This is a genomic window from Streptomyces sp. NBC_00988, from assembly GCF_045162645.1.
Classification (GTDB): Bacteria; Actinomycetota; Actinomycetes; order Streptomycetales; family Streptomycetaceae; genus Streptomyces.
In genome coordinates, this window is record NZ_CP108730.1 from 3,533,870 (window position 1) to 3,555,759 (window position 21,890).

Here is a 21,890-nt window from a genome sequence, read left to right on the forward strand (position 1 = left end):
AGATCCCATGGCTCATCTGCGCCCCAGACGCCGGCTCGCCCTCGCCGTACCGGTCGTCCTGTCGCTGACCGCCTCGCTCGGTTTCCTCCCGTCGGCGGCCTCGGCGGTCCCGATCGCGGAGACCACCGCGCAGGCCACTGACGCACCGAACCTTGCGTATGTGGTCAACACCCGGCTGGACCACCACACGATCAACTCGGTCAAGAAAGCGATCAACGCGGCCGGCGGCACCATCGTGGTGACGTACGAGAAGATCGGTGTGATCGTCGTCCACTCGGCGAACCCCGACTTCGGCGCGCAGATCCGTGCGGTGCGCGGGGTCCAGTCGGCCGGTGCCACGCGCACCGCGCCGCTGAGCCTCGCCTCGACGACTGACGAGGGCGCGGTGCAGTACCTCTCCAAGGACCAGGCCGCGAAGACGGCGAAGGCCTCGGCCGCCGCCGGAGACAGCGAGCCGCTCGAAGCCGACCAGTGGGATCTGCCCGCGATCGGCGCCGACAAGGCCGCGAAGATCAACCCGGGAAGCAAGAGCGTGACGGTCGCCGTCATCGACGTCGGCGTCGACGACACCCACCCGGACATCGCCCCGAACTTCTCCGCCTCGCAGTCCGCCAACTGTGTGGGCGGCAAGGCGGACACCACGTACGGCTCCTGGCGTCCCGTGGACTCCGCCCACTACCACGGCACGCATGTCGCGGGTGAGATCGCCGCCGCCCGCAACGGCATCGGCGTGGCGGGCGTCGCGCCGGGCGTGAAGGTCGCCGGGATCACGGTGGCCGAGCCGGACTCGACCCAGCTGTTCTACCCGGAGAGCGTGGTCTGCGCGTTCGTGTTCGCCGCGGACCACGGCGTGGAGATCACCAACAACAGCTACTACGTTGATCCCTGGCTGTACAACTGCATGGACGACCCCGATCAACGTGCCATTGTCGATGCGGTCAACAGGGCCCAGTTGTACGCGCAGAGCAAGGGCACGCTCAATGTCGCCGCGGCGGGCAACTCCAACGACGACCTCGACTCCGACGCCCTGGTCGACGACTCCAGCCCCGACGACTCGACCGCGACGACCCGGACGGTCGACCCGCACGAGTGCTTCGACGTGCCGACCCAGTTGCCCGGTGTCGTCACGGTGAGCTCCGTCGGCGTCAAGAAGGCCAAGTCGTACTTCTCCAGCTACGGCCAGGGCGTCATCGACGTGTCGGCGCCGGGCGGGGATGCCCTGCAGATCCCGGACACCCCGTCGAAGAACGGCCGCATCCTGTCCACGCTGCCGAACAACTCGTACGGCTACCTCCAGGGCACCTCGATGGCGACCCCGCACGTCGCCGCCGTGGCCGCGCTGCTCAAGTCGACCCACCCGCACGCCTCTCCGGCCCAGTTGCAGGCGCTACTGAAGGCCGAGGCGGACAATCCGGGCTGCCCGACCGCCCCGTACGACACCAACGGCGACGGCGTCGCGGACGCGACCTGCGTGGGCGGCAAGCGCGTCAACGGCTTCTACGGGTTCGGCATCGTCAACGCGCTGCGAGCGGTGAAGTAGAAGTAACCGACACCTCACCTGTTCACGGGCCGGGCGGATCTCCGCCCGGCCCGTTCGTGTCCGTACGGCCATCCACATCTGCATCCACATTGCATATATTGATCGAATCAATACTGCATAGTTCAATCATGACTGGTATCAAGATGGCATGGGCTGCCCTGGGTGGCGATCCCACTCTGGTCTCGCGCGTCTCGACCGTCACGCGTCCGGGTGCGCTCGAAGCACGGCTTCCCGTACGGGAGTTGGCGCGGGCCTGCGTGGGAGCGTGCGCGCTGGCCGCCGCGGAACTGGGGGCGCGGCGGGCCGGACTCGCGGAGGTGCCCGGGGTGCGGGTGGACGACGGGGCCGTCGCGACGGCGTTCGTCAGCGAGCGGCATCTGTTGATCGACGGGCGGACGCCGGTCAGCTTCGCGCCACTGTCGCGGTTCTGGCGGACGGCCGATGGGTGGGTCCGCACCCACGCGAACTATCCGCACCACCGGGCGCGGCTGCTGGACGCGTTGAAGCTGCCGGGAGACGCGACGGTGGAGGACGTGGCCGAGGTTCTCGCCGAGCGGTCCGCACCGGAGGTGGAGGAGACCGTCTACGGCGCCGGGGGCCTCGCGGTCGCGCTGCGGACGGCGGAGGAGTGGGCCGCGCACGCGCAGGGGGTCGCGGTGGCCCGGCGGCCGCTCGTCGAGCGCGAGCGGCTCGGCACCGCACACGCGCGCGTGCTCCCGCCGCTCGACGGCAACCCGTTGCTGCCCGCCGCCGGGTTGCGCGTGCTCGACCTGACCAGAGTGATCGCGGGCCCGATCGCCACGCGGACGCTCGCGTTGCTGGGCGCGGACGTACTGCGGGTGGACGCCCCGCGGTTGCCCGAGGATCCGGACGCGCACGCGGACACCGGTTTCGGGAAGCGGTCGGCCCGGCTGGACCTCGGCCTGACGGCCGACCGGCGGGCCTTCGAGGAGTTGCTCGCGCGGGCGGACGTGGTCGTCACCGGGTACCGGCCGGGTGCCCTGGACCGGTTCGGGCTCTCCCCCGAGGCACTGGCCGACCGTAGGCCCGGGGTGATCGTGGCGCAGTTGTCGGCGTGGGGCGCGTACGGGCCGTGGGGTGACCGGCGCGGGTTCGACAGCCTGGTGCAGGTCGCCACCGGCGTCGCGGCGATCGAGGGGTCACCGGGGCAGCCCGGTGCGCTGCCCGCGCAGGCTCTGGACCACGGGACCGGGTATCTGCTGGCGGGCGCGGTACTGCGGGCGTTGACCGAACAGTCGGAGCAGGGCCACAGCATCGCCCTGCGGCTGGCGCTCGCGCGGACTGCGGCCTGGTTGACGGCGGACGGGAGCGAGCGGGGAGGGGGCGCGGCCGGCGGGGCGGTTACTGGAACGGCCCGCGGCAGCGAACAGGGCCTGCCGGCACACCGACAGCGGGGCCGGGCTGCGGACGAGCACGGCGGGACGGTGTTCGTCAGCGGCACGGCGGCACAGGGGCAACTCCGGGCGGCCGACGAGCACGGCGGGGCGGTGGACGAGCGCGGTGGGACCGCGTGTGCGAGCGGACCGGCGGCACAGGGGCCCGACGGGACGGCGTACGAGCGAGGCCGGGCGGCGCACGAACACGGCGGAACCGCGGACGAGAAGCACGGGACGGCGTACAACCGGCCCGATGCCTGGCTGGTCGAGACGGACAGCGGTATCGGTCGGCTGCGGCATGCCCTGTCGCCGGTGTCGTTCGTCGGTGGGCCCTCGAACTGGGCGCGGCCGCCGGGGTGTTGGGGCATGGACCCGGCCCGTTGGGCTTGATGCGGGGGCCGACCGGAAACGTACCTATGAGCGGAATGCCGTTCCGCCGGTTGTTCTGTTGCACTTGCCCGGTTATCTGGCGGCTGGTGAAGATCTTGGGGTGACCTTGATACGACCGACTGTCGAAGTGGCCGGCACGAGCGGCTCCGGGCGGCGCCCCGGTACGCGTCGGGCCGTCGCCGTACTGGCCCTGGTGGTGCTCGCCGCGCTGATACCCCTGCTGGGCCCGTCCGCCGCGCTGCATGACACCGGGGAGGCCGCCGCGCCCGGTGTCGGCGGCATCGCGCTGCTGCGGGCGGTGCTGTTCGGTGCCCTGTGCGTCCCCCTGGGCGAGCTGTTCGTGAACCGGCTCGCGCGTACCGTGCCCGGCGCTCCCCCGAACGGCCCCCGCAGCTGGGCCCTGTACGCGGCCGGTGCCGGCTTCGTCGCCGCCCTGGGGCTCGCGTCGGTCGTGGCGACGGGCAACCTGGTGCCGCACAGCCTCGCCCAGATCGACGTCGGCGGCCTCTACCAGTCCCGGGACGGCAAGTTGGCGCTCCTGGAGGTCAACGCGTTCGCCGTGGCGGCCCTGTGCGCCCGGTCACGCAGGCCCGGCCTCCAGGTGTGGCCCCTGGCCGCCGTGGTCGTCGCGGAGGCGCTGCGCGTACACCCGGCGAGCGAGCACAGTCCCCTGGTCGGCTCCGAACTGACCCTGGTGCACCTGACGTGCGCGGCGCTGTGGGTGGGCGGTCTGCTGCACGTGCTGCGGACGTTGCGGCAGTGGCGCGGCACCGAGGCGGGGGCCGCGTTGTTGGGGCTCTACGCGCGCGTGGCGGCCGTACTGCTCGCCGCGATCACTGCCACGGGCGTGTGGAGTTCGCTGCGCCGGATGCCGGCCGGCACGATCCTGGACCAGCTGACGACGACGGCGTACGGGCGCACCCTGCTCGCCAAGGTGATCCTGGTGGCCGCCGTCGCCGTCCTCGCGTTGTGGGCGCGGTCCCGGCTGCGGCGGGCCACCGATCCGCTGGCCGCCTGCTCACCCGCGCGGGCGGAGGTCGTCGCCCTGGGGGTGGTGGTCATGGTCTCCGGACTGTTGACGGCCTTGCCGGTGCCGATCCGCTGGCATTGATCAACCCGTCGCTCAACCCGACCCTCAACCAGTCACTCGACCAGTCAATGTCTGGCATCAATAGTTGATCAACCGTTGGTGACCAGGACCTTCAGGGCCGTGCGCTCGTCCATCGCCTTGTAGCCGTCGGGTACGCCCTCCAGGCCGACCGTCAGGTCGAAGACGGGTGAGGGGTCGATGGTGCCGTCCAGGATGTCGGGCAGCAGCTCCGGGATGTACGTGCGGACCGGCGCGACCCCGCCGCGCAGCGCGATGTTCCGGTCGAACATGACCCCGAGGTCGAGGCCGGTGCCGCTGCCGTGCGGCACTCCGACGAAGCCGATCGCGCCGCCGTCACGCGCGATGCCGACGGCCGTCCGCATGGACTGCTCGGTGCCGACGGCCTCGACGACGGCGTGTGCGCCCTGGCCGCGGGTGAGTTCACGGACGGCCGCGACGGCGTCCTCACCGCGTGCGGCGACGACGTCGGTGGCACCGAAGCGGCGGGCGATGTCCGTGCGCACCTCGTGGCGGCCGAGCGCGATGATCCGCTCGGCGCCGAGGCGCTTGGCGGCGAGCACGGCGCACAGGCCGACCGCTCCGTCGCCCACGACGGCGACGGTGGCGCCCTTGCGGACGCCCGCGCCGAGAGCGGCGTGGTGGCCGGTGCCCATGACGTCCGACAGGGTCAGCAGCGCGGACAGCAGGTGGTCGTCGGAGGCCGCCTCCTTGGGCAGCCGTACGAGGGTGCCGTCGGCGAAGGGCACGCGTACCGCCTCGCCCTGGCCGCCGTCGTAACCCACGGCGCCCCAGAAGCCGCCATGCACGCAGGAGGTGGTGAGGCCCTCGCGGCAGTAGTCACAGACGCCGTCGGACCACACGAAGGGCGCGACCACGAGGTCGCCGGTCCTGACACCGTTCACCTCGGAGCCGGTCTCCTCCACGATCCCGAGGAACTCGTGCCCGATGCGCTGCCCCGGCTGCCGGGCCGACTCGCCGCGGTACGCCCACAGGTCGCTGCCGCAGATGCAGGCGCGCAGCACCCGGACCACGGCGTCGGTGGGCAGTTGCACCAAAGGCTCGGGTACGTCCTCCACGCGCATGTCGAACGGGGCGTGGATGGTGGTGGCGCGCATGGCGAGGGTCCTTCTCGTCGCGGGTGTGCGGGTGCGGTGCGCTCAGGGGGTGGTCGAGCGCACTTCACGGTACGCCGCCGCCGGTGCGCGGCGCTCGGCGAGGGTGCCGAGCACGCCCTGGACCAGCAGGAACTGTGCGGCGACGTACGTCAGCATGATCCAGAAGTCGGGCCTGGGCGGCTGCGGCCAGTCGGCGACCCCGGTCGCGATGAGGGTGTCGGAGACCATGAAGAGCGCCCCGCCGAGCCCGGCGACGAGCCCGAGCCGGATGACCGCGGCGCAGGCCACCGCCGTCAGCAGGGCGCTGTAACCGGCCACGGGGACGCGCAGGTCCGCCGGGAGGTCCGGCCACAGCAGCGTGACGGTGACGGCCAGCGCGGCGGCATACCCGAGAGCGAGCAGGCCGGCACGCGCGCGTGGAGCACTGTTCAAGCCGCCGTACGTCCTGAAGAGGGCGAGGTAGCAGAGGTGGCCCGCTGCGAAGCAGGCCATGCCGGCGAGGAAGGCGGGGTCGGCGTCGGAGAGCAGCAGGGTGTCGCCTCCCCAGCCGAAGAGGAGCGCGGCGACGAGGAGCCGGGGTGCGCCGCGCAGGGCCGCGCACGCGGCGAGGAGCGGCATCAGGAGGGGCTTGGTGACGGTGTGGGCAGGGTCGTAGCCGACGGCGAGCGCGAGCAGGTCCACGAGGGCGGCCAGCCCGAAGACGGTCAGGAGCGCGCGGGAGACGGCCGGATGTGCGGTACGTGGGTTCACGCGGCCGCGGTCTCCTCGGCGGCCGGGACACCCTGCTCCGGGACGGGCACCGGCTGCCAGCCCGGTCCCCGGAACACGCGTCCCGCGCGCTCGCGCCAACTGGTCGCCGCCTTCAGGTCCTTGGCGATGGCGACGTACTCATGGGTGGCCACCTTGATCGGGTTGAACGTATTGATGTTCTTGGTCAACCCGTAGACGGGCCTCTCAACCTCGGGCACGAAGGACCCGAAGAGCCGGTCCCAGAGGATGAGGATGCCGCCGAAGTTGCGGTCCAGATAGCCGCCCTGGGAGGCATGGTGGACCCGGTGGTGGGACGGGGTATTGAAGACGAATTCGAACGAGCGGGGCATCCGGTCGATCCGCTCGGTGTGGATCCAGAACTGGTAGACGAGGTTCACCGAGGAGCAGAACGCGAGCGCGGCGGGATGCACGCCCAGGGCGATGAGGGGGACGTAGAACGGCCATACCGTGAGGGTCGTCCAGGGCTGGCGCAGGGCCGTGGTGAGGTTGAACCTGCGGCTGGAGTGGTGGACGACGTGGCAGGCCCACAGGATGCGGATGACGTGGTGGCCGCGGTGGGACCAGTAGTAGAAGAAGTCCTGTCCGAGCAGCATCAGCGGGATCGTCCACCACAGGACGGGCACGCGCAGCGGGGTGAGTTCGTAGATCGCCGTGTAGATCGCGACGATCGGGATCTTCCAGAAGAAGTCGAAGACGAGACTCCCGAGCCCCATGCCGACGCTCGTGACGGCGTCCTTCGTCTCGTAGCCCGCCGCGTCGTCGTCGGGGTGGACGCGCACGCTGATCATCTCGATCACGGTGAGCAGCACGAAGGCGGGTATCGACCAGAGCACGGCATCGGGCAGGTTCGGCATGGGTGAACCGTAGGACCGCGGATCGGCCGCGACTAGACGTTGTTACCCACAAGTATTACCTGGGGTACGCGCTTGCTTGTTGGCGATCTCCGCCAACAGGTCACCCAACCGGTCACGCTCCCGCCGCCCCCAACAGCGTCCCCGCCACATACGTCACCGCCATCGCCAGCACTCCCCCGGCCACGTTCCGTACGATCGCCAGCTTCGGGTCGGCCGCGCCGAGGCGGGCGCTGGTCCAGCCGGTGAAGACGAGGGCCGCCAGGGACGAGACGACGGTGACACCGAGACGCCAGTCGGCCGGGGGCAGGACGATCGCCAGGAGGGGCAGCAGGGCGCCGACCGTGAAGGACAGGAAGCTCGCCCAGGCCGCGTGCCAGGGGTTGGTGAGGTCGTCGGGGTCGATGCCGAGCTCCACGCTGGCGTGGGCGCGCAGGGCGTCGCGTTCCGTGAGCTGGACGGCCGCTTCCCTGGCCACGTCGCGGGTCAGGCCACGGTCCTGGAGGAGTTCGGTCAACTCCTCCAGTTCGGCCTCCGGTTGCTCCTTCAGCTCGCGCTTCTCCAGGGCCAGCGCGGCCTTCTCCGAGTCGCGCTGCGTCGATACGGACACGTACTCCCCCGCCGCCATCGACATGGAGCCGGCGAGGAGACCCGCGAGGCCGGCCGTCAGCAGCGCCGAGCGGTCGGACGTGGCACCGGCCACGCCGACGACGAGTCCGGCGGTCGACAGGATGCCGTCGTTCGCGCCGAGGACCGCGGCCCGCAGCCAGTTCAGCCGGGAGCCGAGGCTGCCGCCGTGGGCCTCGGAGTGGGACTCGCCGTTGGTTTCAGTCACCCCCGGAGGATTCCACCCCCGGTGTCACCACACCCGTACCGACGCTCCCCGCGCGAACACAGGGCTCGTCGCGCCCGCCGGTGGTTCGGCGAGCGGCTCGTCGATCTCGCTCACCAGGGGGCCGACCTTCGCCGCGATCGGGTCCAGGGTGTCGAGGTCGAAGCCGTAGACGCGGGCCGCGTTGCCGCCGACCATGGCGGCGACCTCGTCGCGCGGCACGCGTGCGTAGGCGAAGCGCAGGCCCTCCCTGGAGTACGGGTACGTCCCCTCGTCGTGCGGGTAGTCGCTCCCCCACATGATCTTCTCGATGCCGATGCGCTCACGCAGGGGCACCTCATGGGGGCGCATGAAACTGGCGCCTACGAAGCAGTTGTCGCGCCATACCTCCGAGGGACCCTTGCCCATCGAAGTGGCAAGCCCCGCGCCGAACTTGGACTCCGCGGTCGATGCCGTCGATGCCTTTGTGGCCGCCGCGACCAGGCGCCCGTGGTAGTAGTCCAGCATGTCGAGCACCCCGGGTATCCAGCCGGAGCCCTGCTCGGTCAGGACCAGCTTCAGGTCCGGATGACGGCGGAAGGCACCGCCGAAGATCAGGTGCCACAGGGCGCGGTGCGAGAACCAGGTCGTCTCGACCATGTACACCGCGCGGGCGGCCGGTTCGTCGCCCAGGGGCGGGGACGCCGAGCCCGCGTGGTGGTTGACGGGGACGCCGAGTTCCGCGCAGACGGCCCAGATCGGGTCGTACGTCGACGAGTACAGCTCGGGCAGCCCCGAGCCCGGCGGGGTGCCGGGCAGCAGCAGGCCGCCCCTGAGGCCCGTCCCGACCGCCCACCGGATCTCCTGGACGGCCTCCTGGACGTCGTTGAGGAGGATCTGGAAGACCCCCGCCCGCCGGCCCGGCGCGGCGGCGCAGAAGTCCGCCAGCCAGCGGTTGTGGGCGCGCAGGCCGGCCCAGCGGCGCCGGAACTCCTCTGGCGTGGGCGCGGGTGCCATCAGGGAGCCGGACGGGAAGAACGGCGGGATGGTGTTCGGGAAGACGACCTCCGCGACGATCCCGTCCTCCTCCAGTTCCGCGATCCGCCGCTCGGAGTTCCAGTTCTTGTCGGCCGTGTCGGCGACCAGGTCCTCGTACGGGTTGACGTACGTCGCCGCCCACGCGTCGAACTCGTCGTGGTACCGCTTCTCCAAGTAGGGCCGGTAGTCCAGGAGATCGGCGCCCGCGTGGCAGTCCGCGGAGATGACCGTGTACCGGTCCGCACCGTCGGAACCCACGGCGTCCATGGAGCCCGTGGAGGTCATGGCGTCGCCCCCAGGACCGGGAAGTCGTGGTCGGTCAGCCAGTGCCGCCCCACCTCGCGCGAGCGCGCCCAGGACGCCGTCACGGCCTCCTGGTCGTCCTGCTGGCCGAGTTCGGCGGGGGTGGGGCCGATCCGGCGGGCCAGCGGCGTCAGCGCCGCCACGTCGAAGCCGAAGGCGTCCGCCGCCGCGAGGCCCAGCATGCGGCGGGTCTCGTCCACCGGAATGTCGTGGAAGGTGCGCTTCAGCCAGGCGCGCGTGTCGGGCCAGGTGCCCTCGGGGTGCGGGAAGTCGCTGCCCCAGAGGATGTTGTCGACGCCGATCTCATAACGCTGGGCCAGTTCACGGCGCTTGGTGTTGGTGGCGCAGATGAAGACCTGCCGGTCGAGGTACTCGCTCGGTGGCCGTTTCAGTTCCGCGAAGGGTGACAGCTTCTTGCCGCCGTGGGCGCCCAGGTAGAGGCGGTCCATGAACCAGAGCTGGTTCGGCAGCCACCAGCAACCCGACTCCGCCACACCGAACTTGAGGCCCGGGTGACGCTCGAAGACCCCGGACCAGAGCAGGAACCAGAGCGGCCGGGCGGGCCACCAGGTCACCTCGCTCACGTAGATGCCCAGATGGTCGCCGTACTCGTGGCGGGGAGCGGCCCCGGAGTGCGTGAGCACAGGCATCCCGCACTCGGCGGCGGCCGCCCACACCGGGTCGTAACGGCGGTCGTGGTAGGGCTCCTTGTCGACCCACATGGAGGGGATCATCAGGGCGCCGAGGCCCGACTCCTTGGCGCGGTGGATCTCCGCGACGACCTTCTCCGTAGGAGCCGTTATCGGCAACAGGGCGACCCCGCAGTGCCGTTCGGGGTTCTCGGAGACGAAGTCGGCGAGCCAGCGGTTGTGCGCCTGCGCGCCCGCCATGCCCAACTCCGGGTCCTGGTCGCCGGAGAGGCCGAGACCGACGCCGAAGGGCGCGGCCGTCTGGCTGTCCACGGCGTCGGCGTCCGGGAAGACGACCTCGGCGGCCACCCCGTCCCCGTCCAGCTCCTTGAGGCGCTGCGCGGTGTCCCAACCCCCGCGCAGGCCCTCCTCGTTGTCCTGGAACCACTTCGTCGCGAACGCCTCGTTGCGGATGCCGAGCCGGGTCATCTCCTCGCGGCGCCGGTCGCGTCCGGCGAGGAACTCGTCGAAGTCCCGGTGGAACCGGGCGTCCAGATAGGGCCGGTACTCCTCGGTGGGCAGCCCGGCGTGGCAGTCGGAGGAGATGATCAGGTACGGCTCCTGGTCGGTCACAACAGCCCCCTCAGTCCAGGATGAAGCTCTCTAGGTACGACGGGTTCGCGCGGTCGAGCATCGAGCCCGCCCGTGCCCGGATCTGGGCGTCGCTGTGCTCGCTCTCGGGCAGCAGCCAGAAGCGGTCCGCGCGGATGCCGTCCACGACGAGGTCGGCGACCTCCTCGACGGGCGTGAAGGCGACCTCCTTGCCCGCCTCTCTCATCGCGGTCTCCCACTGGTCGAGGCTGCGATAAGGGGTTCTACGGGGGCGCTCTTTCGCGTACCGGTCGGGCCGGTTGCGGTGCGACTCCCACAGTCCCGTGCGCAGCATGTGCGGCCCCGGGAAGAGCACCGAGGCGCCCACGCGCGCGTGCTCAGCCTTCAAGTGGGCGTACAGGGACTCGGTCATCGTCACGACGGCCGCCTTGGTGACGGCGTACACGGAGGCGGTTGGCAGCGGGGCGATACCGCCGTCCCCGGAGGACGTGTTGACGACATGACCGGGTTGACCCGACTTGATCATCCTCGGTACGAACGCCTGGATGCCGTGGAAGACGCCCCACACGTTGACGGCGAACGCCCACTGCCAGTCGTTCGGTTCGTGCTCCCACATCCGGCCCTCGGCGCCCGAGCCGACCCCGGCGTTGTTGCACAGGACGTGGACGGCGCCGTACGTCTCGTAGGCCGACTCGGCGAGATCCAGGACCTGTTGGCGTACGCCGACGTCGACCACGCGTGCGTGCACGTCGGCGCCGTCGGCACGCAGATCGGAGACGGCCTTGTCGAGGGCACCCTCCTCGACGTCGGCGAGGACCACCTTGAGCCCGTCGGCGGCGAACCGCCGTGCCATCGCGAGCCCGATCCCGCTCGCGGCCCCGGTGACGACGGCGACCTGCCCCTCCCTCAACTCCATCAGACGCTCCCCTCCGGCGGTCCGTCGTGGATCTGCTGCGGGTCGTCGTAGCGCTGGTGGATGTACGGCAACAGAGCCTGTGCGTCGACCCGTTCGACGACCTTGCCGCGCTGGTCGCTGGTCTTCTCACCGATGGTGATGTCGACGAGGGTGCGGACGGGGAGGTCGGCGACCGGGTCGTACATGGACTCGCGCAGGACGACGTCCCCGGTGACGCGTTCCAGGCGGCGGACCTTCTCGTTGCGCAGGCAGTGCACGAGTACGGGGTCGGCGTCGAAGCCCGAACCGTCCACCGCGGGAAGGAACTTGAAGTAGAAATCGGTCTTCTGAGTCGGCCCGGGGAGGGGCAGTTCCTCGCTGATCGCGCCGCGGACTTCCACGAACGCGATGCCGTGCCGGGCGAGGGACGCGTGCACGACGAGGCCCACGCGCTCGACGGTCACCTCGCCGAGTTTCTTGGGCTCCCCGAAGACCTCGCGGCCGCCGATGAGGGCCCGTTCGTGGGTCATCGGCATCACCAGGGGGTACCAGCCCTCGACGCCGTCGTGCGCGGCGGCGACCGCGAACGAGCCCGCGCCCAGGGGGTATCCGGCCAGCTCGACCTTGCTGATGTTCACCCGGACCAGGGGCCGTCCGGTGGGCTTGAGCGGCGGCGGGAGGACCGCCGCGACCGCGTCCGGGTCGCTCTCCCAGACGGCCACCACACCGGTGGACCAGATGTCGGGGAGCTTGGAGCTCGCCGCGCGTGCGGCGGCGATCTCCGCCTCGGTCCGTGCGCCGTACCGTACGCGTGCCATACGCCGTACCGCCCTTCGTAGGCCGTCATCCGTCAGGCGGGCAGCACGCTTGCACCGGGCGGGCAAAAGGTCCATAGCCACGCGCACGTGCATTCGGCGGACCCGAACGGGCGGGCGGGGCGGGCGACCTGAGGGACAGGACTGTCAGTGGCGGCCCGTATCCTCAGTGACCATGCTCGAAGACCACTCGCCGACAGTGTCCGCAGCCACTCCGTGGCCGGCCGCATATCCCCAGGGGTATGCGGTAGTTGACGTGGAGACCACCGGCCTGGCCCGGGACGACCGGATAATCTCCGCGGCCGTCTACCGTCTGGACGCGCTCGGCGAGGTCGAGGACCACTGGTACACGATGGTCAACCCGCAGCGCGATCCCGGCCCCGTGTGGATCCACGGTCTGACGAGTGACGTCCTGGAGGGCGCGCCCCTCTTCAAGGACATCGCCGAGGAGTTCGCGACCCGCCTGGAGGGCCGGGTGCTGGTCGCGCACAACGCGGTCTTCGACTGGCAGATGATCGCGCGGGAGTACGCGCGCGTGCAGATCGAGCCCCCGGTCCGTCAGCGGCTGTGCACCATCGCCCTGTCGAAGGAGCTGAGCCTGCCGCTGCCCAATCACAAACTGGAGTCCCTGGCAGCGCACTTCGGCGTCGTCCAGCAGCGCGCGCACCACGCGCTGGACGACGCGCGCGTGCTCGCCGAGGCCTTCCGTCCGAGCCTGCGCGCGGCGGCCCAGGGCGGCGTACGCCTGCCGCTGCACGAGTGCCGACCGCTGACCGAGTGGGCCCAGCCCGCACCCCGGATCGGGCAGCAGGCAGGGGGCTACGGCGGCTTCGGGGCGGGCAGTTGGCGTCCCGCGCGCAAGCGGCCCGCGTGCCCCTACCCGAACCCGGGGCGCTTCGAGGACGGCAGGCCGCTCAAGCAGGGGATGCGGATCGCGTTCTCCGGGGACACGTCCATCGAGCGCGAGCTGCTGGAGGACCGGGCCGTGGAGGCCGGCCTGCATGTCGCGACGAGCCTGTCCCGGCTGACCAGCCTCCTCGTCACGAACGACCCGGACTCGGGCACCTCGAAGGTGGTCAAGGCCAAGCAGTTCGGCACGCCAGTGGTGGACGAGGCGGCGTTCGGGCAGCTGCTGCGGGACGTCGAGGCGGCGGACTGAGCTCGCCGCGCGCAACCGCATGCCCTGCGGCCGTTCGCCTCGGCCACACGGACCTACCGCGCCGCACGGACCGTACGGACGGGTGATTGTCGTACGACTCGCCCCGCGCCCGCTCGCCCGTGCCGGGCGGACGGCCCACCCTGTGGCGCATGGCGAGATGTGAAGTGTGCGGCAATGACTACGGCATGAGTTTCGAGGTGCACGCGCAGGGCGCGGTGCACGTCTTCGACTGCTTCTCCTGCGCGATCCACCGCATGGCCCCGATCTGCGAGCACTGCCGGGTGCAGATCATCGGCCAGGGCGTGGAGGTCGAGGGCCACTGGTTCTGCGGCGGCCACTGCGCGCGGGCGGAGGGGACGGTGGGGATCATCGACAAGGTGTGAGCCGCCGGCCTTCCGGAAGCCGCGGCCCGTACCCCTTCCGGTACCCCCCTGAATGCGCCCCACGACCGAGTTGTACGGTCGTGGGGTGTACCGCTTCCTGATGTCCCGGCAGTGGGTGATCCTCGCGTTGATCACCCTTCTCCTGATCCCGACGATGATCAGGCTGGGCATCTGGCAGATGCACCGCTACGAGATGCGCAGCGCCCGCAACCAGCTGGTCACGAACGCGCTGCACGCCAAGCCGGTCCCCGTGGAGACGATCAGCGCCCCCGGGCACGCGGTCACCCGTACGGAGAAGTACCGCACCGTGACCGCGACCGGCACCTTCGAGACTTCTAAAGAAGTCGTCGTCCGGCGCCGTACCAATGACGACGACGAGGTCGGTTTCCACGTCCTCACCCCGTTCGTGTTGACGGACGGCAAGGTCGTGTTGATCAACCGTGGATGGATCCCGGCGACCGGGGCGCAGACCGCGTTCCCGAAGATTCCCGCACCGCCGGCCGGCAAGACCACCATCACGGGGCGTCTGATGGCCGACGAGACGACCGCGGCGAGCGGCATCAAGGACATCAAGGGCCTGCCCGACCGGCAGATCATGTTGATCAACAGTGAGGAGCAGGCGCGGCGCCTGCACGCCACGGTGCTCGGCGGCTATGTCGAGCAGACCGCGCCGGAGGCGAAGGGCGACACACCGGAGCAGATCTCCGACCCGGGCAAGGAAGACGCCCCGCTGAACTACGCGTACATGATCCAGTGGTGGCTGTTCGCGGCGGCCGTCCCGGTCGGCTACGTCGTCCTCGCCCGCCGCGAGGCCCGCGACCGCCGGGAGGCGGCGGCGAAGGAGGAGCAGGCGGCGGAGGCCGAGCCCGCCACCGTGTGAGCCGGGCTTCTCTTCACCCGCCCGGCCCCGAACCCTGATTGCCTCACCGACAGGCAGGGAACCCGCACCCCGTGCACCCACGTATCGAGGACTACGCCCTCATCGGCGACGAACAGACCGCGGCCCTGGTCGGCATGGACGGCTCGGTCGACTGGCTGTGCCTGCCACGCTTCGACTCGGCCGCCTGCTTCGCCAGAATGCTCGGCGACGAGGACAACGGCCACTGGCGCATCGCCCCGAAGGGCGCCGACCGCTGCACCCGCCGCGCCTACCGCCCCGACACCCTGGTCCTGGACACGGAGTGGGAGACCGACGAGGGCACGATCCGCGTCACCGACCTGATGCCCCAGCGCCACCGCGCGCCCGACGTCGTACGCATCGTGGAGGGCATCAGCGGCAAGGTCACCGTCCACAGCAGGATCCGCCTGCGCTTCGACTACGGCGCGGTCGTGCCGTGGATGCGCAGGTCCGACGGGCACCATGTGGCCATCGCGGGACCCGACTCGGTGTGGCTGCGCAGCGAGCCCGAGGTGCGCACCTGGGGCGAGGACTTCAGCACCCTCTCGGAGTTCACCGTCGAGGCCGGCCAGAAGGTCGCCTTCGTCCTCACCTGGCATCCCTCGCACGAGCCCCGTCCGCCGCTCGTCGACCCGTACAAGTCGCTGCGGCACAGCGTCGCGGACTGGGAGCGCTGGACGGCCCGCTGCCGCTACGACGGCCCCTACAGGGACGCGGTCGTACGCTCCCTGATCACCCTCAAGGCCCTCACGTACCGCCCGACCGGTGGCATCGTCGCCGCGGCCACCACGTCACTTCCCGAAGAGATGGGCGGCGTACGCAACTGGGACTACCGCTACTGCTGGCTGCGCGATTCGAGCCTCACCCTGGGCGCCCTGGTCGCCGCGGGCTACCACAAGGAGGCCGAGGCCTGGCGCGACTGGTTGCTCCGCGCGGTCGCCGGCGATCCCGCGGACCTGCAGATCATGTACGGCGTGGCGGGCGAACGACGGCTCCCCGAATTCGAACTGCCGCACCTTTCGGGCTTCGCCGGTTCGGCCCCCGTCCGGATCGGCAACGGCGCCGTCAACCAGCTCCAACTCGACGTCTACGGCGAGGTCCTGGACTCCCTGTGGCTGGCCCGCCGCGCGGGCCTGTCGCCCAAGCCGCACATGTGGTCGCTCCAGGCCGTCCTCCTGGAGTGGCTGCGCACGCAGTGGCGACAGCCGGACGAGGGCCTGTGGGAGGTGCGCGGCGGGCGCCGGCACTTCGTGCACTCCAAGGTCATGGTGTGGGTGGCCGCCGACCGCGCCGTGCGCACCCTGGAGGAGTACGCCGACCTGCCCGGCGACCTGGAGGGCTGGCGCGAACTCCGCGACGAGGTGCACAGGGACGTGTGCGAGAAGGGCTACGACCCGGAACGCAACACCTTCACGCAGTACTACGGCTCGCAGGAACTCGACGCCGCCCTGCTGCTCATCCCCCGCTTCGGCTTCCTGCCCCCCGACGACCCCCGCGTCGTCGGCACGGTCGACGCGGTCCGCGAGGCCCTGGGCCACGACGGCTTCGTACGCCGCTACGACACCACCGCCGACACCCCCGTCGACGGACTCCCCGGCGCCGAGGGCGCCTTCCTGGCGTGCTCCTTCTGGCTCGTGGACGCACTCCAGATGACGGGTCGCAAGAAGGACGCCCGGGTCCTGTTCGAGCGTCTGGTGGGCCTCGCGAACGACGTGGGGCTGCTCTCGGAGGAGTACGACCCGGTGGCCGGCCGTCAGCTGGGCAACTTCCCGCAGGCGTTCAGCCACATCGGCCTGGTGAACACCGCCCTCGCCCTGTTCGGGGACGAGAAGGCAGGATAGGGGCCATGGATCTTGGACTGAAGGACCGGGTGTACGTCGTCACCGGGGCCACCCGCGGGCTGGGCAACGCCTCCGCGCGTGAGCTGGTGGCCGACGGCGCGAAGGTGGTCGTGACCGGGCGGGACGAGAAGCGCGCTGCCGACGCGGCGGCCGAACTGGGGCCGAACGCGGTCGGCGTGGCCGTCGACAACGCCGACGCGGAGGCGCCGGCCCGGCTGATCGCCGCCGCGCGCGAGCACTTCGGGGGCTTCGACGGCATCCTCGTGAGCGTCGGTGGTCCGCCGCCCGGGTTCGTCGCCGACACCAGCGACGAGCAGTGGCAGTCGTCGTTCGAGTCGGTGTTCCTGGGCGCGGTGCGGCTCGCGCGCGCGGCGGCCGAGGAGTTGGGGGCGGGCGGTGTCATCGGGTTCGTGCTCTCCGGGTCGGTGCACGAGCCGATCCCCGGGCTGACGATCTCGAACGCGCTGCGGCCCGGTCTGGCCGGTTTCGCCAAGTCCCTCGCGGACGAGCTGGGCCCGCGCGGCATCCGCGTCGTGGGGCTCCTGCCGGCCCGCATCGACACGGACCGCGTGCGCGAACTGGACGGCCTGTCCGCGGACCCGGTGGCCACGCGTGCGGCCAACGAGTCGCGGATTCCGCTGCGGCGGTACGGGGCGGCCGACGAGTTCGGGCGCGTCGCCGCGTTCCTGCTGTCGCCGGCCGCGTCCTACCTGACGGGGGTCATGGTGCCGGTCGACGGCGGGATGCGGCACGGGTTCTGACACCCCGTCAACTCAATCCCCCCGCTCAACCCGTCACATCAACCTGTTCAACCTGTCAACTCACCCGCTCCGCGCGGTGCTTGACGCCCGTCAGGCGGACCTCCGTAGGCAGCGTCTCCAGGCCCGCCGAATCGCGGGCGTGGGCAAGGGCGTTGGCCGTCAGGTGGTCGAGGGCGACTCCGGGGTCCACGTGCGGTTCCAGACTGAGCTGGACGCGGGCCTCGGGTGCCGTGCGGGTGCCGGCGAGCCGCACGTGCGCGTGGGCCACGCCGTCCAGGGCGCCCGCGTCGGTGGCGAGGACGCCCTCCAGGGCGCGGCCCCGCAGCAGCGCGCCCTCGCCGTCGCCGGTGCTGACGGCGACCTCGGTGAGCCTGCGCCGCCGCAGCACCGCGACGAGCCACCACAGGGCCAGCAGGACAAGAACGGCGAGCACGGCGAGGACCGTCGGCCACCACCAGCCGTCGCCCCGCCAGCGCGTGCGCCGGGCGTCGCTCAGCAGGACGTCGTGACGCCCGTCGTAGATCCACCAGGAGGGCGGCTTCACGCCGAGGCCGACGGCCAGTACGGAGCCGCCGAACACGAGCAGTACGAGGCCCACGACACCGATCACCGCGCGGTTGACGATCCTGAGCATCGGCCTCATCCCTTCCGGCCGGAACGGCCGACGTGTACCGACAGCGCGGGCGGCCGGGCGAGTCCGAGCCCGGTGATCGCGTCGCCGAGCACGGCGTCCAAGTCGGCCCGTACGTCGTCGAGTTCACGGAAATGCGACACCGCGCGGACGTCGGCCCTGGTCCGGCTCGTCCGTACGCGGACCGACTGCACGCCCGAGACCTCCATGGCCCGGTCGCGCAGCACCATCGCGGCGGCGGCGCGTTGCAGACCGGCCCGGACGTCGGCGTGGGTGCGGCGCATCGGCAGCACCTGGCGCAGGCCGGGTGTCACCGCGAGCACGATCAGCCAGAGGCCGAGGGCGGCGGCGATGCCGGCGCCGACGAGCACCCAGGTGTCGTCCAGGGGCCGTTGAGCGAGTTGCCGGGCCAGTTCCCGGCGCCAGTGCGCGGCGGGCCGCTCCGCGCGCACGGCGGTGACGTCGTAGAGCAGGGCGCCCGCGCCGACGAGCAGCAGGACGGCGACGACGCCCGCGGGGACGCGGCGCGCCGACCAGAAGCGGCCGCCCTTGCCGTCCCCGTCATGGACGACGGGGACGGGATCGTAGTCGGACGCGGCGGTGTACCCGCCGTGTCCGGGATCGGTCTCCTTCTCGATGACCGGTAGTCGTTGGGTCGTGCCGTCGGAGCCCTGGGGCTCGCTCATCGCGTCCTCCCCTGTGCCGCGCCATGTGCCGGATGCAGCCGTTCCACTTGGACGGCGACCTCGGGCACCTCCATGCCCACCAACGCGCGTACCCGCTGAACCACCTGTCGACGCACCTGAAAACAGCGCTCGCCGATGTCGCAGGGATAGTCGAGTTCGAGATGCACGCGCACGCGTACCGTTTCGTGGTGTACGACGACGGTGGCATGCGGGGATGCGGCGTCGGGGTGCAGTGGTCCGAGCGCTTCACGCGCGGCCTGTGCGGCGATCTTCGCCACGACCCGGTCGGCGATGCGGGTGGCGCCCCGCTCGCCGGGCGCGACGACCGCATGGGGTCTGCCGCGCTCGTCGACCGCGCCGTCCCGGCCGCTCACGGGCGTCATCGCCGCCGGTCGTCACGCGAGCGGAAGAAGTCGCCGAGTTCCAGGTCCCCCTCCAGGAACCGGCCGACGACGAACCCGATGGCGCCCAGGGCCGCCACCAGCAGGAACGCCCCGAACCCGCCGAAGTATCCGGCGAAGCCCAGTGCCATTCCGGCGATCATGCCGACCACGGCCCTGCTCATCCTGCGCTCCTCAGCTCGTTCGTCGGCCCGCTCGTTGACTCGTTCGTCGGCTCGGTCACTGGAGCCTGGGCTCCGGTTCGTCGTCCTCTTCGTCCGGCAGCTTCACGTCGCTGACCGCGATGTTGACCTCGACGACTTCGAGGCCGGTCATCCGTTCCACGGCCGCGATGACGTTCTCGCGTACGGCGCGGGCCACGTCCGCGATCGACACCCCGTAGTCGACGACGATCTCAAGGTCGAGCGCGGTCTGTACCTCGCCGACCTCGGCCTTCACACCCCGGGACACCGATTTCGTGCCGCCGGGCACCCGGTCGCGCACGGCCCCGAAGGTGCGGGACAGCCCGCTGCCCATGGCGTGCACGCCCAGGACGTCCCGGGCGGCCAGCCCGGCGATCTTCTCCACCACGCCGTCGGCGATCGTGGTCCGCCCCCGGGACGCGGGGTCGCCGCCGCCGCGTTTGGTGGGGGGTTTACGGGTCTGTACGGACTCCCGCTCACCGTCGGGGTCCTGTGTCCGGTTCCGCTCCGTCATGTCGGTCATCGCCGTACATCCCTTTCGGTCGTCGTCCTTCGACCACGGTAGTTGCGGTTGCTCGGTCCCGCGCTGGACATGCGGCAGGCTGGAGGAATGACGGCGGACGCATGGACGCGAGCGGTACGGCATCAACTGCGGCTCGGCAGGCTGCTGCCCCTGGGTGATCGGCGGGACGGCGCGTGGATCGCCGAGCGGGCGGCCGAGGCCGTACTCCGGGTCGCGGCGGCGCATGTAGGGGGCGTGCGGCTGGGCGCGCTGCGGATCGGGCTCGCCGATCCGGCGGACGCGTACGAGCCCGTCGTACCGCCTCCGCCGGGTGCGCTGCCGCCCGGGCCGCTGCGGATCACGGCCGACTTCGCCTCCGTGGCGACCGAGCCTCTGCCGGACGCGGCGTCCCGGCTGCGTACGGCCCTGGCGACGGCCGCGGCGGAACGGCTCGGCCTGGTGGTGGCGGAGGTTGATCTACAGGTGACGGCCCTGCTGGACCATATGGACGGCATGGACCACATGGACGATGTCGACCGTGTGGACGATGCGGATCACGCTCCCGCCGCCGACGTTGACCATGTTGATGACATTGATCGTGTGGACGATGTTGACCATGTTGACGGCGACGGCGAGTCCCTCGTCGCCGCGACCGCGCTCGCCGTCCCGGGAGTGGCCCAGCTGACCGGTGCGCTGGGCGGGCTCGGCCGGGCGGTGCACATCGAGGAGGTCGCGGGTGATGGGGCGCTACCGCGTCTGCACGCGCGCGTGGAACTCGCGGTGCGCGCGGACCGCCGGGCCCTGGATGTGGCCCGGGAGGTCCGCGCGGGGGTAGGCGAGGCGCTGCCTGGTCACCCGACCGTGGCCGTACTCGTCACCAAGGTGGACTGACGGCAAGGTGGGCTGGCTGACGGCTTATTCGCCGACGCCGGCCAGGTCCCGCAGGCGTCGTGCCTGTGCGGCGCGCTCGGCGGCACGCTGGTCGTCGTAGGCGCGGCCCTGGACGCCCTGGAGCAGCGCCTTGGTCTCGATGAGGGCGTCGCGCGGGGCGGCCAGCAGTGCGGTCGCCAGGTCGCGTACGGCGTCCTCGACCTGGTCGGCGGGCACGGCGATGTTCGCGAGGCCGATGCTGACGGCTTCCTCGGCCAGGACGGACCGCCCGGTCGCGCAGATCTCCAGCGCGCGGGCGTAACCGACGAGGCCCACCAGGGGATGTGTGCCGGTCAGGTCTGGCACCAGTCCGAGGCTGGTCTCGCGCATGGCGAACTGCACATCGTCGGCGACGACGCGCAGGTCACAGGCGAGGGCGAGTTGGAACCCCGCCCCGATGGCATGCCCCTGGACGGCGGCGATGGACACGATGTCGCTGCGTCGCCACCAGGTGAAGCCCGCCTGGTACTCGGCGATGGTCCCGTCCAGCACGGCGTCGTCACTGTGCGCGAGGTCGATGAACGACGGTTCCCCGTCGAAGCCCTCGGGCGTGAACGCCTGCCGGTCGAGTCCGGCCGAGAAGGACTTGCCCTCGGCACGCAGCACCACGACACGGACGGAGCCCGGCAGCAACCGCCCGGCCTCCGCCAACGCCCGCCAGAGAGCAGGACTTTGAGCGTTGCGCTTGGCCGGGTTGGTCAGCGTCACCGTGGCGATCGCGTCGTCAACGGTGAGCCGTACGCCGTCCTTGTCGAGTACGGGACCGAGGTCCTTGTCGTCCTGTTCGGGCGAAGCCATGGGGCGCCTCCGATGTGTGCGGTCAGCAGAGCAGAGCTAAGTGACTGCACAGTAACCACCCGGTCGGTCAGTCGTCCGACCGGGTGGCCACCATCGAAGCCGATGAGCCACCCGGGGTCAGGCCGAAGCCTTCTTGCCCCGGGTCGCCCCGCCACGCCCACGAAGCGTGACACCCGACTCACTGAGCATCCGGTGGACGAAGCCATACGAGCGGCCGGTCTCCTCGGCCAGCGCTCGGATGCTCGCACCGGAGTCGTACTTCTTCTTCAGGTCTGCCGCGAGCTTGTCGCGCGCGGCGCCGGTTACCCGGCTGCCCTTCTTCAGAGTCTCGGCCACCCGTGCCTCCTCATGGGAAGTGCGCTCTTGGTCTCCTCATGATCACCCCTCCAAGCGTTCATGGCCACCCATTCGGCAAGGTCCGTAAGACAAGGTTTTGACGA

At 71.2% G+C, this 21,890-nt stretch carries 24 protein-coding genes; 9 read left to right on the top strand and 15 right to left on the bottom strand.

All coding sequences use genetic code 11. From position 1 onward, the window contains the following. The first annotated feature begins 7 nt into the window (after window positions 1-7). The 3 genes from OG496_RS16055 (at window position 8) to OG496_RS16065 (ending at window position 4,438) form a co-directional block, all read left to right on the top strand. Entirely contained in the window at window positions 8-1,540 is a 1,533-nt protein-coding gene (locus OG496_RS16055; protein WP_399396694.1) for a S8 family serine peptidase, read from the top strand. A gap of 128 nt (window positions 1,541-1,668) precedes the next feature. After that, window positions 1,669-3,327, top strand: coding sequence for a CoA transferase (locus OG496_RS16060; RefSeq protein ID WP_405971324.1), 1,659 nt, complete (start codon window positions 1,669-1,671; stop codon window positions 3,325-3,327). Between the two features lie 100 nt (window positions 3,328-3,427). After that, window positions 3,428-4,438 carry a CopD family protein gene (locus OG496_RS16065; protein WP_405971325.1) on the top strand — a complete coding sequence of 337 codons (1,011 nt, stop codon included), beginning with the start codon at window positions 3,428-3,430 and terminating at the stop codon, window positions 4,436-4,438. Between the two features lie 68 nt (window positions 4,439-4,506). Here the strand turns inward: OG496_RS16065 and OG496_RS16070 are convergent, their stop codons facing one another. The 8 genes from OG496_RS16070 to OG496_RS16105 form a co-directional block, all read right to left on the bottom strand. Further along, window positions 4,507-5,553 (bottom strand): zinc-dependent alcohol dehydrogenase family protein, encoded by a 1,047-nt coding sequence (locus OG496_RS16070; protein ID WP_405971326.1) that lies wholly within the window; start codon window positions 5,551-5,553, stop codon window positions 4,507-4,509. 42 nt (window positions 5,554-5,595) lie between these two features. Next, complete coding sequence (locus tag OG496_RS16075; RefSeq protein WP_405971327.1) at window positions 5,596-6,303, bottom strand: lysoplasmalogenase; 708 nt, start codon at window positions 6,301-6,303, stop codon at window positions 5,596-5,598. Next, window positions 6,300-7,178: a sterol desaturase family protein gene (locus tag OG496_RS16080; RefSeq protein WP_405971328.1), complete on the bottom strand. Its 879-nt coding sequence runs from the start codon at window positions 7,176-7,178 to the stop codon at window positions 6,300-6,302. The genes OG496_RS16075 and OG496_RS16080 overlap by 4 nt, the downstream gene beginning before the upstream one ends. A gap of 112 nt (window positions 7,179-7,290) precedes the next feature. Beyond that, window positions 7,291-8,010, bottom strand: a complete 720-nt coding sequence (locus OG496_RS16085; RefSeq protein ID WP_366494357.1) for a VIT family protein — start codon at window positions 8,008-8,010, stop codon at window positions 7,291-7,293. A 24-nt stretch (window positions 8,011-8,034) separates the two neighbouring features. Continuing rightward, window positions 8,035-9,309, bottom strand: coding sequence for an amidohydrolase family protein (locus tag OG496_RS16090; RefSeq protein WP_405971329.1), 1,275 nt, complete (start codon window positions 9,307-9,309; stop codon window positions 8,035-8,037). Beyond that, window positions 9,306-10,589 (bottom strand): amidohydrolase family protein, encoded by a 1,284-nt coding sequence (locus OG496_RS16095; protein WP_405971330.1) that lies wholly within the window; start codon window positions 10,587-10,589, stop codon window positions 9,306-9,308. Before OG496_RS16095 ends, OG496_RS16090 begins: the two co-directional genes overlap by 4 nt. A gap of 10 nt (window positions 10,590-10,599) precedes the next feature. After that, the gene (locus OG496_RS16100; protein WP_405971331.1) at window positions 10,600-11,484 is read right to left on the bottom strand and encodes an SDR family NAD(P)-dependent oxidoreductase; all 885 of its coding nucleotides are present in this window, start codon (window positions 11,482-11,484) and stop codon (window positions 10,600-10,602) included. Beyond that, a complete protein-coding gene (locus OG496_RS16105) occupies window positions 11,484-12,281 on the bottom strand; it encodes an acetoacetate decarboxylase family protein (protein WP_405971332.1) in 798 nt (265 codons plus the stop codon). Before OG496_RS16105 ends, OG496_RS16100 begins: the two co-directional genes overlap by 1 nt. Window positions 12,282-12,453: 172 nt before the next feature. Here OG496_RS16105 and OG496_RS16110 point away from each other — a divergent pair, with 172 nt between their 5' ends. The 5 genes from OG496_RS16110 to OG496_RS16130 all read left to right on the top strand — a co-directional run bounded on the left by OG496_RS16110 (window position 12,454) and on the right by OG496_RS16130 (window position 17,320). Next, a complete protein-coding gene (locus OG496_RS16110; protein ID WP_405971333.1) occupies window positions 12,454-13,437 on the top strand; it encodes a DEDDh family exonuclease in 984 nt (327 codons plus the stop codon). A gap of 149 nt (window positions 13,438-13,586) precedes the next feature. After that, window positions 13,587-13,820, top strand: coding sequence for a hypothetical protein (locus tag OG496_RS16115; RefSeq protein ID WP_366494351.1), 234 nt, complete (start codon window positions 13,587-13,589; stop codon window positions 13,818-13,820). Window positions 13,821-13,905: 85 nt separating this feature from the next. Beyond that, the gene (locus tag OG496_RS16120; protein ID WP_366494350.1) at window positions 13,906-14,700 is read left to right on the top strand and encodes an SURF1 family protein; all 795 of its coding nucleotides are present in this window, start codon (window positions 13,906-13,908) and stop codon (window positions 14,698-14,700) included. 71 nt (window positions 14,701-14,771) lie between these two features. After that, window positions 14,772-16,559, top strand: a complete 1,788-nt coding sequence (locus OG496_RS16125; protein ID WP_405971334.1) for a glycoside hydrolase family 15 protein — start codon at window positions 14,772-14,774, stop codon at window positions 16,557-16,559. Between the two features lie 5 nt (window positions 16,560-16,564). Then, window positions 16,565-17,320, top strand: coding sequence for an SDR family oxidoreductase (locus OG496_RS16130; RefSeq protein ID WP_405971335.1), 756 nt, complete (start codon window positions 16,565-16,567; stop codon window positions 17,318-17,320). A 55-nt stretch (window positions 17,321-17,375) separates the two neighbouring features. Here the strand turns inward: OG496_RS16130 and amaP are convergent, their stop codons facing one another. From amaP to OG496_RS16155, 5 genes are read right to left on the bottom strand one after another with little or no spacing between them, the layout of a single operon-like run. Next, window positions 17,376-17,954 (bottom strand): alkaline shock response membrane anchor protein AmaP, encoded by a 579-nt coding sequence (gene amaP, locus OG496_RS16135; protein ID WP_366494346.1) that lies wholly within the window; start codon window positions 17,952-17,954, stop codon window positions 17,376-17,378. Window positions 17,955-17,959: 5 nt separating this feature from the next. Then, window positions 17,960-18,637 (bottom strand): DUF6286 domain-containing protein, encoded by a 678-nt coding sequence (locus OG496_RS16140; RefSeq protein WP_405971336.1) that lies wholly within the window; start codon window positions 18,635-18,637, stop codon window positions 17,960-17,962. Further along, window positions 18,634-19,020 (bottom strand): Asp23/Gls24 family envelope stress response protein, encoded by a 387-nt coding sequence (locus tag OG496_RS16145; RefSeq protein WP_366494344.1) that lies wholly within the window; start codon window positions 19,018-19,020, stop codon window positions 18,634-18,636. Before OG496_RS16145 ends, OG496_RS16140 begins: the two co-directional genes overlap by 4 nt. Next, complete coding sequence (locus tag OG496_RS16150) at window positions 19,017-19,202, bottom strand: hypothetical protein (RefSeq protein WP_019060657.1); 186 nt, start codon at window positions 19,200-19,202, stop codon at window positions 19,017-19,019. Before OG496_RS16150 ends, OG496_RS16145 begins: the two co-directional genes overlap by 4 nt. Before the next feature lie 55 nt (window positions 19,203-19,257). Continuing rightward, on the bottom strand, window positions 19,258-19,743 hold the full coding sequence (locus OG496_RS16155) for an Asp23/Gls24 family envelope stress response protein (RefSeq protein WP_033286381.1): 486 nt from the start codon (window positions 19,741-19,743) through the stop codon (window positions 19,258-19,260). A gap of 87 nt (window positions 19,744-19,830) precedes the next feature. Between OG496_RS16155 and OG496_RS16160 the strand changes: the two genes are divergently transcribed. Then, the gene (locus OG496_RS16160; protein WP_405971337.1) at window positions 19,831-20,613 is read left to right on the top strand and encodes a nucleopolyhedrovirus P10 family protein; all 783 of its coding nucleotides are present in this window, start codon (window positions 19,831-19,833) and stop codon (window positions 20,611-20,613) included. Between the two features lie 24 nt (window positions 20,614-20,637). Here the strand turns inward: OG496_RS16160 and OG496_RS16165 are convergent, their stop codons facing one another. Together OG496_RS16165 and OG496_RS16170 are read right to left on the bottom strand one after the other, a co-directional pair. Continuing rightward, window positions 20,638-21,450: an enoyl-CoA hydratase/isomerase family protein gene (locus OG496_RS16165; protein WP_405971338.1), complete on the bottom strand. Its 813-nt coding sequence runs from the start codon at window positions 21,448-21,450 to the stop codon at window positions 20,638-20,640. Window positions 21,451-21,567: 117 nt separating this feature from the next. After that, window positions 21,568-21,786 (bottom strand): helix-turn-helix domain-containing protein, encoded by a 219-nt coding sequence (locus tag OG496_RS16170; RefSeq protein WP_019060653.1) that lies wholly within the window; start codon window positions 21,784-21,786, stop codon window positions 21,568-21,570. Between the last annotated feature and the right edge of the window lie 104 nt (window positions 21,787-21,890).